This window comes from Pedobacter heparinus DSM 2366 (assembly GCF_000023825.1).
GTDB classification, from domain to species: Bacteria; Bacteroidota; Bacteroidia; order Sphingobacteriales; family Sphingobacteriaceae; genus Pedobacter; species Pedobacter heparinus.
This window is the reverse complement of the sequence record NC_013061.1, coordinates 912,538-930,206: the sequence shown is the minus strand read 5'-3', so window position 1 is coordinate 930,206 and position 17,669 is coordinate 912,538. Positions and strand designations below refer to the sequence as shown.

11 protein-coding genes are annotated in these 17,669 nt (G+C 43.4%); 3 read left to right on the top strand and 8 right to left on the bottom strand.

Annotated features, from left to right (window positions below):
* Positions 1-6 precede the first annotated feature (6 nt).
* The 5 genes from cslA to PHEP_RS03915 form a co-directional block, all read right to left on the bottom strand.
* Positions 7-2,109, bottom strand: coding sequence for a chondroitinase-AC (cslA, locus tag PHEP_RS03935; RefSeq protein ID WP_012780954.1), 2,103 nt, complete (start codon positions 2,107-2,109; stop codon positions 7-9).
* A gap of 16 nt (positions 2,110-2,125) precedes the next feature.
* Positions 2,126-3,544, bottom strand: coding sequence for a sulfatase (locus tag PHEP_RS03930; RefSeq protein WP_012780953.1), 1,419 nt, complete (start codon positions 3,542-3,544; stop codon positions 2,126-2,128).
* Positions 3,541-6,633: a chondroitinase family polysaccharide lyase gene (locus tag PHEP_RS03925; protein ID WP_012780952.1), complete on the bottom strand. Its 3,093-nt coding sequence runs from the start codon at positions 6,631-6,633 to the stop codon at positions 3,541-3,543. The genes PHEP_RS03930 and PHEP_RS03925 overlap by 4 nt, the downstream gene beginning before the upstream one ends.
* Positions 6,634-6,698: 65 nt before the next feature.
* On the bottom strand, positions 6,699-10,823 hold the full coding sequence (locus PHEP_RS03920; RefSeq protein ID WP_012780951.1) for a hybrid sensor histidine kinase/response regulator transcription factor: 4,125 nt from the start codon (positions 10,821-10,823) through the stop codon (positions 6,699-6,701).
* A 143-nt stretch (positions 10,824-10,966) separates the two neighbouring features.
* Positions 10,967-11,611, bottom strand: a complete 645-nt coding sequence (locus PHEP_RS03915) for a peptidase M16 family protein (RefSeq protein WP_012780950.1) — start codon at positions 11,609-11,611, stop codon at positions 10,967-10,969.
* A 164-nt stretch (positions 11,612-11,775) separates the two neighbouring features.
* Between PHEP_RS03915 and PHEP_RS03910 the strand changes: the two genes are divergently transcribed.
* From PHEP_RS03910 to PHEP_RS03900, 3 genes are all read left to right on the top strand, one after another.
* Positions 11,776-12,294 (top strand): methylated-DNA--[protein]-cysteine S-methyltransferase, encoded by a 519-nt coding sequence (locus tag PHEP_RS03910; RefSeq protein ID WP_012780949.1) that lies wholly within the window; start codon positions 11,776-11,778, stop codon positions 12,292-12,294.
* A gap of 30 nt (positions 12,295-12,324) precedes the next feature.
* A complete protein-coding gene (locus PHEP_RS03905) occupies positions 12,325-12,594 on the top strand; it encodes a hypothetical protein (RefSeq protein WP_012780948.1) in 270 nt (89 codons plus the stop codon).
* Positions 12,595-12,846: 252 nt separating this feature from the next.
* Entirely contained in the window at positions 12,847-13,875 is a 1,029-nt protein-coding gene (locus tag PHEP_RS03900; RefSeq protein ID WP_012780947.1) for a LacI family DNA-binding transcriptional regulator, read from the top strand.
* Here PHEP_RS03900 and nagA read toward each other — a convergent pair.
* From nagA to PHEP_RS03885, 3 genes are read right to left on the bottom strand one after another with little or no spacing between them, the layout of a single operon-like run.
* The gene (gene nagA / locus PHEP_RS03895) at positions 13,872-15,059 is read right to left on the bottom strand and encodes an N-acetylglucosamine-6-phosphate deacetylase (RefSeq protein ID WP_012780946.1); all 1,188 of its coding nucleotides are present in this window, start codon (positions 15,057-15,059) and stop codon (positions 13,872-13,874) included. The genes PHEP_RS03900 and nagA overlap by 4 nt on opposite strands.
* A gap of 7 nt (positions 15,060-15,066) precedes the next feature.
* Positions 15,067-16,287 carry a Gfo/Idh/MocA family protein gene (locus PHEP_RS03890; protein ID WP_012780945.1) on the bottom strand — a complete coding sequence of 407 codons (1,221 nt, stop codon included), beginning with the start codon at positions 16,285-16,287 and terminating at the stop codon, positions 15,067-15,069.
* 13 nt (positions 16,288-16,300) lie between these two features.
* Positions 16,301-17,626, bottom strand: coding sequence for a sugar MFS transporter (locus tag PHEP_RS03885; protein ID WP_012780944.1), 1,326 nt, complete (start codon positions 17,624-17,626; stop codon positions 16,301-16,303).
* Positions 17,627-17,669 lie beyond the last annotated feature (43 nt).

Below are 17,669 nucleotides of genomic sequence, written 5' to 3'. Positions count from 1 at the left end.
TGGGCTCTATTTCAGTTCAACCGTTGCACCTGCAAATTCCTGTTGCGGAAAATCAATTTTTACCCGATTTGTTTTTCCTGTTTTTAAATCCCTGATGCTCAACACTGCAGTCTTTTCTTTTTGCAATGGATCGGCAGCCCAAATTACCTGCTTGCCATTGATGTGCTTGATCAGCACTGCACATGGCTTATCTGTTTCAATTTCTATGCCCGCTACGCTTAATTTTCCAGCTGTATAGAAGATAGCCTGTACCATATCTAACTGCTGATGATAAACTGCCTGCAGCTGGTTGGTATTGGCAAGGACTTTCGGTGCCGTTCCATTATATTTTTTAATTTCTTCCGGCTTGTTTATTCCCGGCAAAACGATATAAGCATACTGCGCATTTTCTGGCCTGGCACCATGGTTGATCCAAAGCTTAAATACATCACCAGAAACTTCATCTTTTGAATGTGAATTGTTGATGTGGAACCAATTGCCTTTTTGCGACTGGGTACTCAGACTAAGGTTGGCCCCTTCAGGAAAGTAATAACCAATCGCATCGTGCAACAACCAGAACTGTCCCTGTGCTTTAAACGTTGTTATTTTACCCCGGCCGGTTTTACCTGCAGTACTTATAACCGGGCCATTTAACCAGCTCTGGTTAAGGGTAGTGGTAATGTTTTCAGGGGCATTGCTGTTGATACCGGCACCAAGACATACAATCTCTTTGTCAAAAAAGAACCAGGCTTTCTTTGCCTGTAAGCTATCGTAATCCAATGCGTAGGCACTGGCCCCGTATACACCATCAGACACCCCTCCTGCAAAGTCATTGCTCCCCTGCTCTCCCCAAAGCTTCGTCAAAGGTCTGTCGGTTAAATAATCACGGCTGGTTATGCCAGGAATCTTGTCCCATTCCCATACCGGCATAATGTTATAGTATTCTGGTCCGCGCAATTGTATGTTAGTAGCCCCATCAGATAAATACCTGCCCAGCAGGTTTTCTTTATTGCCGGATTCACTGCGTCGGGTCCGCTTACTCACCATACGAACATTAAAAGAATAGGCAGGTCTTAAATGTTGCACATAATCACCATTCCAGAACTGATGGTGATAGGGCTCAATCTTATAGCCGGCCGCAACTGTGCTATCTGTCCTGGCTATCGCATCAGCCCATTCTTCAGTATGCTTAAGATCGATCATCTTCGCCACCAGCAACCTCTTTTTTTCTGCCTTTTTATTTAGAATGTCTGGCCGGCTTACTCCGCGGCCTTCTACGTTAAAATCCATATAACTTCCACGGATAGCTTTCAGATAACTGTCGCGGTAATACTTTGAAAATATAGCCAGTTTCTCGGTACTTAAAGCATAAGGGGTATCCCTAACGTAATTGGCAAGTTTCAGTACCCCGGTAATAAATACGGCACCGTAGCTCGATATCTGTAATTGCGGACCGTGCTGCAGGTAGGAATAATCGTATTGCAGGCCTTCCTCATAGTGTACAAACTGTACGGGATAAAACAATTCTTTTACGGCGAAGGAAAGCAAAGCCTCATCAGACGTTAACAAAGCACGATAAAAGTAATGCAGGGCGATATCTGTTTTGTTGGCCCCCGTTTTCTTCTCCGGTTCGCCCCGCTTCATTCTTTCGGTCAATTTATGCACCAATGCTTCATCAAGCGGCTTTTTACCGTAACGCATCAGGATCAGCATTTCACCAAGGGCCTGCGGAGTGGCAATTTCATTGTGCCACCAGTTGCGGCTTTTCGGGTCGCTGTCATACCAATACTTAAAAGCTTTGGAAATCTGGTCAAACACTTTATCGTCGCCATAATAGTGACTATCTTTTTCAATATAAGCCTGTATAATAGTTTCCAATTGTAGCAGGTGGTTGTTTGGCAACCAATTGGTCATGGCATCATCTTTATAAGGCACATCCTTCCAGCTACCGTCAGGCTGCAGCGTATTCAGGTTCTTTTCCGCCACCTTATCCATATTGCGCAAAGGCTTTTTAAGGTCCAGCATCACCCGCTTCATAATCAGTTCTGCAGTACCGGTCTGCTGTGCAATAAGCAGAGCAGGACTTAAAATAGAGAAAAAGACTATACAGGTTACAAATAATTTCTTCATGGATTTGTTTATTGGTTTAAGGGTACATTCTCTCCATCTCGCGGCCTGTAGTTTCCATACGGTGCTTCATGATCTGGTTCTGGTCGCCGTAAGAACTATACCAGTGCGGCTGGTCCAGTCCTTTTTCCCATTCAGCAAGTTTGACAAGCAGCTCTTTTACTTTGGCAGGATATTTTTCCGACAGGTTTTTAGTCTCTGAAAGGTCCTTACTCAGGTCAAACAACAATACATTCTGTACGGTGGGGCTTTCCTTAACCCGGATCAGCTTCCAGTTCCCTTCTCTCATGGCTGCGGCTACGCCTCTTCGCCAATATAGCGCCTCGTGGGGTGTCTTTTTATTACCCGCACTTAAATAAGGAAGTAAGTTTACCCCATCCAGCTTTTTTGTACCCTTTTGTTTACCTTTTCCGGCACCAATGGCCGTAGGCAGGATATCTAATGAGCTTACCGGACGGCTATCTGTTTTATTTGCAGCAATATGTCCAGGCCATTTCATCATCATGGCCACACGGATGCCACCTTCCCATTTTGACCCTTTCATACCCCTTAACGGCCCGTTATCAGAAGAGTTTACTGTAGCGCCACCATTGTCGTTGATAAAAATGATCAGTGTATTTTTATCCAGCTGATTTGCCTTAAGTGTGGCCATTACCTTACCAATTCCATCATCCAATGAGGTCATCATGGCTGCATAGGCCCTGCGCCCGGTATCGGCTATACTTGCATAACGCTCCATCAGGTCTTTTTTCGCATTCATCGGCGTGTGTACTGCATTGTAAGAAAGGTACATAAAAAAGGGCTTGTCTTTATTTGCTGTAATAAAAGACGTAGCCTTATCGGTAAACATATCCGTCAGATAGGTAATTTCATTTTCCGGAACGATCTCTTTATTGTTGTACAAAGCATGTTCATTGGTTCTTTTGCCTTTATAGGCAAAAAAATCACGGTGCCCCCCTGTAAAACCATAAAATTCGTTAAAGCCCCTGTTTAGCGGAAAATGTTTAGGTTCATCACCCTGGTGCCATTTACCAATTGCAATGGTTTTATACCCATTTGCCTGCATTTCATTTCCAATGGTCTGTTCCGAAGGATCCATTCCTACATCAGTTATTTTATACCCCGGGGCCAAAACATTTGATGTATTGTGCTCAAAGCCAAAGCGCTGCTGGTAACGTCCGGTTAAAATTCCGGCCCTTGAGGGGGCACATACTGAAGCCGAAACATATGCATCAGTAAACCGCGTACCCTGTTTGGCAATGGCATCAATATTGGGTGTGGGGATCTGTTTACCACCATAACAACCAAAATCTACATATCCGGCATCATCGCTAACAATGACAATCACGTTGGGCTTGGCCGCAGTTTTTACCTGTGCAGCACTAATGCCTGTCCAAAGGGCCAGCAACAAAGTACTTATCGTTTTTATTCCTTTCATTTTACATTCTCCTTATTATTACTTTTAATTAGTTGGACAGATGACACCAGGCCATCTTTACAATTTATACTGACAAGGGTGTTTCCGCCAGCCTGAGGTATTGCTTTTAATGCTTTGTTAGCTGGATCTGCAGTCCATCTGCCCTTGATCAGCAGCTTTACTACCGAAGGCTTTGAGGGTGATCTGTACCAGCTGCGCGAATAAATACTTACTTCTTCTCTTTTGCCGGATGGACTAATCGGACTATCATCTGGCCCTTCATAAAAAGCAAGGTCAGGATCGGTGACCGACAAAGACAAACTACTGCCCTCCTTATGGTACATGAGCAGACAGGGCCTGTTGTTGCCGATCAGCAGGGAATCATTCAACTGTTTGTTGCTGTTAAAAACAGCCATTGCGGTAAGTTGTTCCGGCGCATACCATACGGTATGGGCAATACTGTCTTTCCGCAGCACTTTATACAAAGGTTGTTTGCTTTGCATCAACGAGACCATTTTTTCCATTTCCTGCTTATCTGTTTTAACCAGCATGGCGTATTCGTAGCCTGCATTTACAGGTGCATTTCCATGTTCAAGTATTAATTTAGCAAAATTACCAGTAGTTTCACGTGTATCTTTCTGGTCTCTCGACAATTGTTTTGCTTTTGTAAGTAAAACCGTTGTAGCATCTGGAAGATAATAACCAATACCCCGGTTATCTATCACACTTAAGGCTTTCCCTTTTTGTCCTTCTTCTTTATAGGGAAATGCAGTTACTACCCGCTCATTAACCACGACCGTATCACTGTTTTTTTTCAAATAGTTTTGAAAAAGGGTAGTTTGTGTAGGATAATCAGGGATAGTATTGCGAATATCCGAGCCCAGGCATACCACCAGGCTATCAAACATAAACCAGGATTTTGTAGCCCTGAAACTTCCCATATCATATTTATCATGTCCATGCAGTTTCATGGCAAACATACCTTGTTTTTTAAATGTGGTTCCTCCGGCAAAGCGCTCATCAGTGATCAGCATTTCTTCAATGCCACTAAAATCATCCGCATTGATGATGTTTGCCCTCAGCTTTGCGATGGGCACATGCAGGGTAGTAGTACCGGGGATGTTGTTCCAGTCCCAGCCTTCATCCCGAAAATTGCTGCCATCATCCGTTTTGGTTTCCGGAAAGAGCACCTCCAGCTGTCCATAGGCTACATACCTTCCAAATACATTTGCCCCAGGGTAGGATTCATTGCTGATCAGATAGCGGTTATGCCCCCTGATGGTCAGCAACCAGTCCTTCCTCCTGTGAATGTCGAAAAGGCCATAATTCAGGTTCCAGTGCCCGCTGCTGTAGCCAGCCGGTTTAATCTTAGCTGCTTTAAAAGCAGCAATCCACCTGTTTTTTTTGCCTTCATTCAGCTTTAAATAAATTGCCGCCATCAGGCTATCGGTTTTGTTTTTTCCGTCGGGTGTACCTGCCATGGCCATATAGGCATAAGGCAGATCGGCAATGCGCCAGCTGCCCGTAGGATGCCGCCCTGCCACACTAACCGGCCATTTAAATGGATGGGTATAATAATGCATCATCAGCAAACTATTCCTTAAACTTTCATGGGCCTCTTGGTCCATCCGGAAGCTTGTACCGCTTAGTGCAAAAACGACTGGCGAAATGCCTGTATAACCACCAATTCCGTAGGCTGGGTACAGGTTTCCATGATGAAACACAGCCCCATCAGGTTTAAAGGCCCCTTCTATGGTATGATCTGGCTTAACATTTTCCGACAACCAATTGGAAAAACTATGCAGATAACGCAGTTTTTCGGGCGAGTTGTCCATAATTAAAATGCTGGAAAGCATACTGCCCAGCAGTGTATTAAATACATCTATATTGGACGATGGCAATGGCCGTTGTAAAGTACGGCCCAAACCACTAAACCAACTCATGCTCTGAAAAGTACGTTCCAGTTTACCTTGTCTTTTAATTACGTCTTTCATTAGCAAACACGACGGATAATAGCCTTCCAGATTGTAACCATGGTGATGTAAAGCCCCCATCCCACTGCCATAGGCCCATCCCTGATCTTCAAGATGGTCCAGCATATCCATAAAAATATTTTCCAGCCGCAGCTTTTCTTTCGCATCAGTACCGGCATGAAAAGCCTGTGCTACCTGCAACATCAATTGTGTATACCGCTTGATGCCAGATAAGCGGTTGGCTTCCTTTACATTTTCTGCAGGTGATAAAGATACCAGTTCCGTATCGTTCATGGAATAGACCGGCCTGCCACTTATTCTGCTGCCTTCGCGGCGAATGTTCCAGTAGGCAAAACCTTTTTCTATCTCTTCAAGCATGTTTTTTACCAAAGTACCTTTTACAGGCATGATCATGTCTATGTACCGACTGCTGATCAGCTCCAGGTCGAGCAGTTCCTGCCTGGTTACTCCTTCTGCAAGTGTTAAATAATGAGGACTATGGCTAAAATTATACAGTGCGTTCCAATGCGCATTGGCCGCTTTATCGGCATCGGGATTAATAAACGGCAATTGTTCATCACGCATGGGGGAGCGGGGGTTGATGGTTACATCATACATCAGCTGATCTAAAAAAACGGTCCCGTTTTTTACGGAAGCAGGCGCTATGACCTGCATGGCATTCATTCCTTCAACAGGCTTACCCTGCATATCCCTGTGATACATTACCCATGCCGTACGCCAACCTTTAAAGTTCAGCTTAAATTCAAAACCAGAGGCGGTTTTAACTCCATTGCCAAACTGAAACAACAACTTGTCATTTATTGGTGTTTCATTGTATATCCAAACTACAAAAGTACTTCTCGGGTTGCCGGCAACCGCTTCAAAAGCTTTATCACTAATGTGCAACCGGCTTTTTTGTCCTGCTGTCCAGGACCATTTTACAGCTTGTTTGCCCAGCTTAAAATGCTGGTCGCTAAGCGATAATTTCCCATTCACAACCTGCCAGTTTTTGGGCAGTATATTTTCGCAAATATCGGTCTGCATTTGCGCATAACCATTTACAGTGATGCTGCAAATCAATAAAAAAACAAACAACAGGCGGTTCATATCTGGTCTTTCTCTGAAAATTGTGTTCATACAAGATCCAAATATTGAATTAATCTGCTTGGGCGGCGGGCGACAGATCGGTTCAAAAGGGGGTACTAATCTGTTTTTCCGTGATAATCTGAAGGAGCAACGCCAAATTGCTTGCGGAATTCTTTACTAAAATACTTTCTATCGTTAAATCCTACAGAATAGGCCACTTCAGCAATGTTCAGCTGATGGTCTGACAGTAACTGAGCTGCCCTTTTTAAACGCTGTGATTTGATAAAATCAGTAATGGACAAACCGGTAAGCGCTTTGATCTTTTTATACAGCACGGTCTGGCTCATTCCAATATCTTCAACCAGACTACCTACGTTAAAATCCGGATCTTCCATCTTATCCTCCACCAGTTGCATGAGTTTATTCAAAAACTTCTCATCCGGAGATTCAATTTCCAGCTTTCTGGGGCTCAGCATGATCTGCTTCATGTATTTTTGTTTCAGCCCTTCCCTACCCTGCAACAGATTCCTGATGCTCAGTTCCAGCACCTGTATGCTGAAAGGCTTGGTAATGTATACATCTGCTCCTGCCTCCAGCCCATCTACCTGGTGCAGATGTGAGGCCATGGCCGTCAGCATGATCACCGGAATGTGATTGGTCTTTTCTTCCTGTTTTAATTTTAAACAAAGTTCCAGTCCGTTTAATTCAGGCATGGTCACATCGCTTACGATAATATCAGGTACATTTTCAATTGCAGTTTCCCAACCTTGTAAGCCATTGATACTTTCCAGTATATGATAAGTATTTTGAAGCGACTGTACAATAAAACCCCTGAGTTCGTCATTATCTTCTACCACCTGGACGGTATATTTTTTCTCCGCAAGTACCTCCAGCCCGCCTTCTTCCATCGGTACCGGACCTTCTGTTACAGGAACATCTGTTACAGTTTTTATCAGCAGGGGTGTATCAGTCAGCTCTTCAGCCTTAAAATGAGCCTTTCCTAAAGACAATGTTACGGTTAAACTGGTTTTTCCTGGTTTACCTTCTGCTGCAGGTTCACTGAAAACAGTAAGCTCTCCTTTATGCAGGTCCACTATGTTTTTTACCAGGGCCAGGCCTATACCCCAGCCTTCAGCAGCAGTAGTACCCGATTTTACCTGATAAAAGTTAGTAAATATCTTTGCCTGTGCATCCACAGGGATGCCGATGCCCGTATCAGTAATCTCCACTTTTACCCGGTCATTTTCTTTTGTTAGGTTAAAGCTGATCTTTCCGCCATCGGGTGTATATTTAAAAGCATTCGACAGGATGTTAAAAAAGACCTTCTCCAGCTGACTGATATCATAATATGCCGGGATCCGCTCTTCGGGACTATAAAAACTATAAGTGATATTTTTAACCTCTGCGAGACTCTGATAGGCATTATAAATGTTACGGCAAAAAGCCACCAGATCATTTTCTGAGACCTGCATACTGGCATTGCCACTTTCTATCTTTCTAAAGTCGAGCAGCTCACTGATCAGCCGTAACAACCGGTCAGTATTTCTTTTAATACCCAATAACTGCTGATTAACGGTATCGTTTTCTTTAGTCAGCTGAATCAGTTTCTCCAATGGTGCAAAAATGAGTGTCAGTGGTGTTCGGATCTCATGCGAGATCCTGGTAAAGAAATCAAGCTTCATCTGGTAAAGCTCCTGCTGCCGTTCGTTGTTCAGGTGCTCATAATACAATTCCGATTCCAGCTTTTGCTGCCGCCGGGTAAAACGCAGTACAAAGTACAGCAAGGCACTGCCCACAATAAAGTAAAGCAAATAGGCCCACCAGGTTTGCCACAGGGGTGGCAGAATACGGATTTCCATAGCGGTTGGCGTATTGTTCCATAAACCATCGTTATTGCTCCCTTTTACCAGCAGTTTATACTTTCCTGAAGGCAGGTTGGTATAGGTTGCAGACGGAATGTTGACGTAGTTCCAGTCTTTTTCAAAACCTTCCAGTTTATAGGCATACTTATTACGCTGTGGCTGGATATAATTAAGTGCCAGAAAATCGATGGTAAAAATGTTTTGATCGGCAGAAAATGTAATCTGTTTAGTAAAACTGATATCTTCTTTCAAAAGTTTATCCGGTCCGTTAATGGCTACTGGCTTGTTAAACAGCCGCAGACCTGAGAATACGGTTTTAGGCAAAGCTGTATTTTCTTTGATGTCACGTGGTGTAAAAGTCACCAGTCCGTTATAACTACCAAAATATAACTTGCCTGACTTATCCTTATAGGCCGAATTGATATTAAATTCATTAGTAGGTAAGCCATCCCCCGTATTGTAGTTCTTAAAAGTTTTTCTGCGCACATCAAACTTGGTCAGCCCCCTGTCTGTACTGATCCAGAGGTTACGCTCATTGTCTTCCAAAATGTCAATAATGTTATCGCTCGCCATACCATTCGCCCTGGAATAGGTAGTAAAAGAACGGCTTTCAGGATGGTATAAACTTAGGCCGCCACGTAACGAACCAATCCAGATATTCCCCCGGTGATCTTCCCTGATACAACTGATCTGATTAGACTTCAGGCTATCCGTATGACTACCCCTGAAAAAAACCTTGAACTGAGCAGCTCCGGGTGTTAAAAGATTCAGTCCTCTTGGTGTACCTACCCATACATTCTTTTTACTATCCTGATAAGCAAATCTGATATAACTGCTGCTGAGTTTTAATCCTTTGGTTGGTAAATCGCTGAGCAGGCTAAGTACTCCCTGCTCAGGATCAAAAATATTCAGGCCTTTTGAAGAAGTGCCCACCAGCAAACGGCCATGTTCATCTTCAGCAATGCTGCTCACGTAACCAAAACTCAGAGAGTTGGCATAGCGCGGATCATGCGGATAGTGTTTAAACTTACCGCTTGCCGGCATAAAAAGTTCCAGTCCACCCTGATATAGTCCGATCCATACCCTGCCTTTGCTATCCTTAAAAATAGCCTTAATCGTATTGTTACTTAAGCTACCAGGATCTCCGGGGTCATTTATATATTTTTTAAACAGCCCTGTTTTAAGGTCTAGATAATTCAGTCCCTGCCCTTCGGTACCAATCCAAAGGTTTCCCTGTGCATCCGCTTCAATCACACTGATGATGTCGCTGCTGATACTGTTCCGGTACTTGTTATATTTGTATACCGTAAAAGGAATGGTATTGTGATGGGTAACATTAACCCCTCCAAACATGGTACCTACCCATACCGAGCCCTGTTCATCTTCATAGATCTCTTTGATGGAATTGTCACTCAGGCTTTTCCGGCTATCGGAATCATGCTTATATGCCGTAAAACGGAATGTTTGCGGATCTAATATATTCAGACCATTCATTGTGGCTACCCATAGACTGCCATTTTTGGCCACCATAATTTTGCGGATGATGTTGTTACTTAAACCATCAGCAATAAGAGGGTTATATTTAAAATGGACAAAGGAACCCGATACCGGCACATAAAGGTTGAGCCCCTCGGTTTCCGATCCTATCCAGATTCTGCCCTGTTTATCTTCTGCAATGGCTTTTACTGAACTGCCACTAATGCTGTTCGGATCTGCGGGGTCATGACGAAAGGAAGTAAATGTATAACGCCCGTTTTTTAGTGTCATCATCGTCAGCCCTTCCGTAGTGCCTACCCATATATTTCTTTTACTGTCCTCAAATACAGTATATACCGAATTTCCCGCTATGCCATCCTTCTGATGAAACTTTTTAAATTTTCTTGAGGCCGGATTCTCCAGCATACTTAACCCGTTATTGGTCCCAAACCATACCTGTCCTCTGCTATCTGCCAGTATAGAAAGAACAATTTTATCACTGATGCTGTTTGGGTTTTTAGGTTCGTATGCAATCCTTTCAAAAGCATCCTTTTCGGGGATATAACGGTTAAGCCCATTCTGGGTACCAATCCATAGGTTTTTTTGCCGGTCTTCCAGCAGCGCATAAATATAATCTTCCGCACTTATGGTGGACGGATCATCAGGATCTGTTCTGTAGATCTTCACACCTTTACCATCATACCTGTTCAGGCAATCGCGTGTTCCAAACCACATATAGCCCCTGCTGTCTTTGCAAATAGACAAAACCGTACTTTGGGACAAGCCATTGCCAACAGATAAATGGTCAAATGAGAGCTGGGCAAATGCGGTATTGCCAAGCAACAGGAATAGCATAAATACCATCCATTTGGTTAATAGCTCTCTGGTTAAGTACCTTCTCATTGCGGGTTATAAAGATAAAGCAAAAAAAACATATCCAGGTACAACCTGTCACCTGCATGAAGAGTAAAAAAGCGACATAAAAAAAGTGTCCTCGGCCTAAGCCTCAGACACCCTATATTATTTTGTTTGGTTTGTTGCTGAAATTAATTAATTGAGACCAAATAGTTTTTGCTGAGGTCGGCAGCCGGTTTCACTTGATTCATTACCGTTTTAGTATAGTTTTTAGCAGCAGCAGGGTTAATATTTCCCACAATGGTCAGAAAAGTCAGGGCCGGTTTATTGATCTCATTGTAATAAGCATTTACATCGGCAAGGCTCAGTTTGTTCAGACTCGCTGCATTTACCGTTTCAGGAAAATACCTGTCCTGTGCAGTAAGGTGGGCAAGTAACTCAGCTTTTGCTTTGGCTAAAGCTGCTTCTGTAAACCCAGGTGCGTTGATATAAGCATACATTGTTTGCAGTGCAGCTTCAAGGCCGGCACTTGTTGTAGCCAGGTTAAGGCCCTTATCGCTGTAGCTTAAACCTGCATCTAATGCAGTCAGTTGCTGGTTTAATAAAGTGGTAGTCACTTCCTGTACTGCAGCCTTTTCAGCTACATATACTTTTGCAGCTTCAAAGCTCAGATTGGCATATACTTTAGGTGTGGCCTGGTTTTCAGCAACAATAATGGTCATTCCATTTTTTAAAGTATAGCTTACCGGATCTTTCATCACGTCCGACTGGGCGAAGCCAGATGAGATACCGATTAACAGTGCAATTGCAGTTGTAGTTGTTTTTAAAATTTTCATGATAGGGATATTTAGTTTTATATTTTAATTAATTGATGGGTCAAAAATAGACCGGCCCAATAAGCCCTGAAATGATGAATAGGCAGAAAGGCAATTTCACCCGACGAAATGGTAAATCAGCAAGACGGGTTTTACCGGCTGTTTTATGAATTATACTTATCTTTATGAAAGAAAAGAAGCCCATGAAATATTACCATAAAATCATAAAGTCACCTGTAGGAGAATTAAAACTGGTTGCAAGTGACCAAGGCCTTGCAGCAGTACTTTGGGAAAACGATGATCCTAAAAGGGTGCCAATTGGCGACAGTACAGCAAGCAGCAACAACCTGATATTACAGGAAGCAGAAAAACAACTGAACGAATATTTTGAAAAAAAGAGAACCGTATTTACAGTTAAGCTGGATTTTTCAGGCACGCCATTCCAAAAGAAAGTATGGGAAGCCTTATTGAACATCCCTTTCGGGGAAACCCGTACTTATGGTGAAATCGCCAGGGAGCTGGGTGACATAAAAGCAGTGCGCGCCGTAGGTGCTGCCAATGGTAAAAACCCGATTTCCATTATTGCACCCTGCCACCGTGTAATAGGTGCATCGGGTAAGTTAACCGGCTTTGCTGGCGGACTTGATAACAAAGCCCGTTTACTTCAGATGGAAGATTCAAGAAAAAACCCAACACTCTGGTAATTAAACACTACCTTGTGCCTTATTCACAACATGAGCGAAAATACACCTACAACGCAAATCGGAAATACCGATAAAAAGAAACTGGCTTTTGAAGAAAAGATGCAGGAAATCGACAGCAAATATTCGAGATGGTTCAATAGCCGGATAAGTGCATTTTCGGACGGGCCTGATAAACTCAATAATTATTACCGTTATTTTTATAATTCTGAAGGAGAAATTCAACTCTACCTGAAAGAGGGTCTGCCCCTTGAAATTGGCAAAGATTGCAGAAACGCTTTCAAAGCCGTATTTTACAATTAGTATTTTATTCTAATTCTATATCCATACCATCACTAGGATTTGATTGGTTATCCACTCAATGTTGAGTATGCCTTGAATAACCATTGAGCAAGGGTTGGTTAACCCTTGCTATACCCCCAGGCTTAAGAAAGGCTTAGCCAATACCTGCTCATCATATAGTCAGCCCCTAACAATTACTTAACGCTTTTCCTTTTTTTTATTAACTTCGGGTATAAACAACTGTAACCAAACCTTAATTCCCGTATCATCAGTATGGCCCGTCATTATGTAACAATAAAGGATATTGCAAAAATTTTAAACATCTCTGTTTCTACAGTGTCCAGGGCCTTAAGAGATACTTATGATGTAAACCAGGAGACCAAGGAAAAAGTACTGGCACTGGCTGCAGAGTTGAACTACAAACCCAATTTTAATGCAACCGGGCTGGCCAAAGGCAGCACGCACAACCTAGGCGTAATTTTACCTTTTATTACCAATTATTATTTTTCTACCGTTATCACCGGCATCCAGGAGGTGGCTTATAACAATGGATATAACATCACGCTGTTCGTAACCAATGATTCACCGGAGCGGGAACTGGCTATTATGGAAAATCTTTCTGTTTCCAGTCTGGATGGCTTGCTGGTTTCTATTTCTTCCGATTCCGACTCCTGTAACCATTTTCAGGAAATCATAGATGAAGGAGTACCAGTCGTGTTTTTTGACAGGGTAGCCAACGAAATTGACACCTCAAAAGTAATGCAGGACGATTACAATGGTGCTTTTGAGGCAGTAGAACACCTGATCCTGAACGGATATACAAAAATAGCGCATATTGCCGGCCCAAAAGGCATGAGTTTTACAGAAGCACGGCTAAAAGGATATATAGATGCATTGACCAAGCACCATTTAAGGATAAATGAAGATTGGATTGTCTACTCCGGCTTTTCACAGGAATATGGTGAACAGGATACCTATCAATTGCTGCAGCTGAAACAACAGCCCGATGCCCTTTTCGCGGTAAATGATAGAAAAGCGATTGGTGCCATGATTGCACTTAAAAACAAAGGCATAAAAGTTGGAGAAGAGTTTGGGGTAATTGGTTTTACCAATGACCCCATGTCTACCATCATTTCTCCTGCGCTGTCAACCATTGCAGAGCCAGCTTTCGAAATTGGCAAATTAAGCTGCGAGCTGCTGATCAAACACATCACCAAACCCAAATACTTTCATGGCGAAGAAATTGTTTTGCCAGGCAAGCTGATTGTGAGGGAATCCAGTATGAGAAAAGCTAAACATTAACGGCTGTAAATCACCCGCCCGCCTACAATGGTATACTGAATATTGATTTGCTGATCAAATATCACCACATCCGCATCTTTCCCAGGAGTAAGTGAGCCTTTTATATCTTCAATCCCCATAATCCTGGCCGGGGTTTTAGTGATCATCCTCACCGCCTCTTCTATAGAAACGTTTGCCATATTGATCATATTCCTGACCAGCCTGTCGGCAGTAGCTACACTACCGGCAAAAGAGCTTCTGTCGGGCAGCTTGGCTACCCCATCCTCTATAATCACCGGCAATCCGTTTTTTAAACTGCCCAGGGTACTTTCGCCTGCCGGCATTCCAGCTCCACGCATTGCATCTGTAATCAGTGCCGTACGGGATGCTCCCTTTATTTTATAGATCAGCTTTAGCAAGGGTGCAGGCAAATGAATGCCGTCAGCAATGATCTCTACATCCATTTCATCAATCAGGTAACCACTTTCAATTACCCCTGCATAACGGAAACATTCCCGTCGGGTAACGCCAGACATACCGGAATAGAAATGCGTAGCCAGCGTATAGCCATTTTCAAAAGCTTCCAGCACCTCTTCATAAATGGCATCCGTATGAGCAACCGCAGCAAGTACTCCCTTAGTCTTTAAATACTTGCCAAATTCAATAGCCCCTTTTAATTCAGGTGCAGCGCTCCACCTTTTAATCACCCGGGTAGCGGCCAGTATTTCCTTATACTCGGCCGGATCTGGATCACGTATATAACGTGGATCCTGTGCCCCTCGCTGGCTCAGCGCAAAATAAGGGCCTTCCAGGTGCATCCCTATAAATTGTGCCCCTTTATCATTTAATTGAGCAGCCTCTTCATATATCCTTAAGGTTTCCAGCAGATCTTGCTTTTCGCTGGTCAGTGTTGTAGGGCACATTGCCGTAGTTCCATAGCGGGCATGTGTTTCAGCAATGCCTAAAAAAGCTTCCACTGTATTGTCCATAAAATCATGCCCGCCACCACCATGGATGTGCAGGTCTATAAAACCAGGTGCAATATAATTTCCCCTGGCATTAATTTCATGGGCGTCGGGAAAATCTGCATTGCCTTCCTGCAGCCCCACAATCTTTCCATCTTCAATCAGCAGGACTCCCTGCTGAATTGTTTTATAGGGTGTGATCAGTTTTCCGTTATATATTTTTAACCTTTTATGGTCCATAAATTAACTAGCTAGAATATTCAGGTTTCCAAATTTGCATCGTTTCCGTTTCGGCCGCTGTATTGCCCATGTGAATCGCTATGGACGAATCCTTCGCTGTAGTCGCATTGGATGCAGGTTTGCTTTTTGTTAAAATACAATTTACGAAATCTTTCAATGCATACACCGTTGGCTCTAAGGATTTTTCTCCTGGTTTTTCAAAAACCAGTTCATTGCCCTTGCCCTGCGTAGTTACAGCAATAGTTGCCCCGGTTACTCCATCAACCGTGCCCCGTTTATTGCTCAGCACCTCCGGATAAATAAAAGCCTTATCGCGTTGTATTTCCAATGTGGCCTTGTCACCTAAAATGCGGATGCCGTAGCCATTATAGGCATTGGAAAGTACAGAAGTAACACTCACTTTAATGTCTTTAGGGTATTGATAAATGGCCCTGATGTTGTCGTAGGTATCCCTGCCATCCTTCCAGTAGTTCACACTGCCCATGGCCGTCACCTTTAAAGGATGGCTGTCTGTAAGGTAATGTACTGCATCTATGGCATGGGCGCAGAGTTCTGATAATGGTCCCCCGCAATATGCTTTATACATTCGCCAGTTGATGGCCCGTTCCATTTTAGGGTCGCTCACCGGAAATCTCCAGTTGGAATTCCTGTTGTACTGACATTCAAAATGTGTGATGTTACCCAGCCAGTTCTGGGTCATAACTTCTTTTACTTTATGGTACAGGCCATAGTAACGGTACTGATAACCTACCTGGAATACAAGTTTAGATTGGTTCACTTTTTTTTCCAGCTCTATGGCCTGGCTTATGTCATAAGTCATGGATTTCTCCAGGTAGATGTGTTTTCCTGCAGACAAAGCAGCTACAGCCATCGGATAGTGCAAATAAAGTGGTGTTGCGATAATTACGGCGTCAATATTTTTATCTTCCAGTAACGTACGGTAGTCGGTATAAGCTTTGGCCCCTCTTGCAGCCTGTTTGATACCATTTGCAAGATGTTCGGCAATGGGGTCACAGCAGGCAACAACCTGCATCTCGGGAATACCTTGTATCAGCTTTATTAAACCTGTGCCCCTTGACCCCGTGCCGATCAGTCCAACCCTGATCACTTCATTTTTAGCCTTTGCCTGTGCCCATAAAGGCAAACCAGCATAACTTAAGGCGATCCCTGATAGCGCAATCGCATTTTTGCTTAAAAACTGTCTTCTCGAAAGTTCTTCCTTTTTCATATCCTGCTCTTTTTTACTTCAACCCCCAGCTGCGGAGCTGGTGTCCCTTAAACGCATAAAACATTAAATATAGATAACATGGGAACAATACCCAATAGGCCGTCCTAAGATCATAAAGATCAGCAAAGTAACCATAAAAAAGTGGCATAATTGCATTGCCGCAAAGTCCCATGATCATAATAGAGGCCCCAAGTTTCGTATACCGGCCCAGCCCATCAAGGGCCAGAGGCCAGATACCTGCCCATACCAGCGAATTGGCAAGTCCCAGCAACACTACAAACCAAATAGATATATCGGCCGTATGCCCAAGAATGCGTACCGGTCCATGCCCGAAAATGATCAGTAAGGTAAATAGCCCCCCCAGTATGGTGCAGATGCGCAGTACGTTTACCTGACTGATCAGTTTTGGGATAATAAGAATACCTATGGTATATCCACATATGGTTGCAAATAATGTATAAGAAGGAAATACCTTTGCTTCGAGCAACTGGATGTTCATAGAACCGGCATACCCGATGATGGTGTCAATGGCAATTACCTGCGTACCCACATGCAGGAAAATGGCAATAGCACCGAGTATCAGGTGCGGGAACTGAAAGATGCTGGTCTTTCCTGAATTTGCCGCCGCCACCGCCTCACTCTCCTGTTCGGTATCAATTTCCGGCAATGGCGAATACCGCACCATCAGCCCCAGGCCAACCAATACAATACCTACACAGGTGTAAGGAACAATTACCCTCCTGATCAGCTCATCCAGTGCCACACTTTTCTCTGCTGCATTCATCAGCGGCAATTGTTTAAACAGTGTTCCGTCTGTAGCTTTTAAAATTACTGCTGCAAATAATAGGGGTGCCAGTATACCAGCCCCTTTGTTACAGATCCCCATAATACTGATGCGCTGGGCAGCCCTTTCCTTTGGTCCTAAAACTGTAATGTAAGGATTGGCCGCAGTCTGAAGGATGGCCAGACCCGCCCCCAGAGAAAAAAGGCCCAGTAAAAAAACCTCATAAGTACGGCCAAGTGCAGCCGGAACAAATATGAAAGCGCCCAGGGCCATTGTCCAGAAACCGATCATCATCCCCTTTTTAAAACCTACAGATTTTAGCAAAAAGGAAGAGGGTACCGACATTACGAAATAAGAAATGTAAAAGGCAAAAGCAACCAGATAAGACTCGAAGTTACTTAGCTCACAGGCTATTTTAAAATAAGGGATCAGAATGGCATTTACCCATGAAACAAAACCGAATATAAAAAACAGCAATCCTATAATCAGGATCGAGATCAGGGTATCACGCTTACTTAGCGAACTTACAGCTACAGAACTGACTTGTTGGTTCATCTTGGAATAGGTTATTTATAATTTTTTTGAAAAACGAAACTAA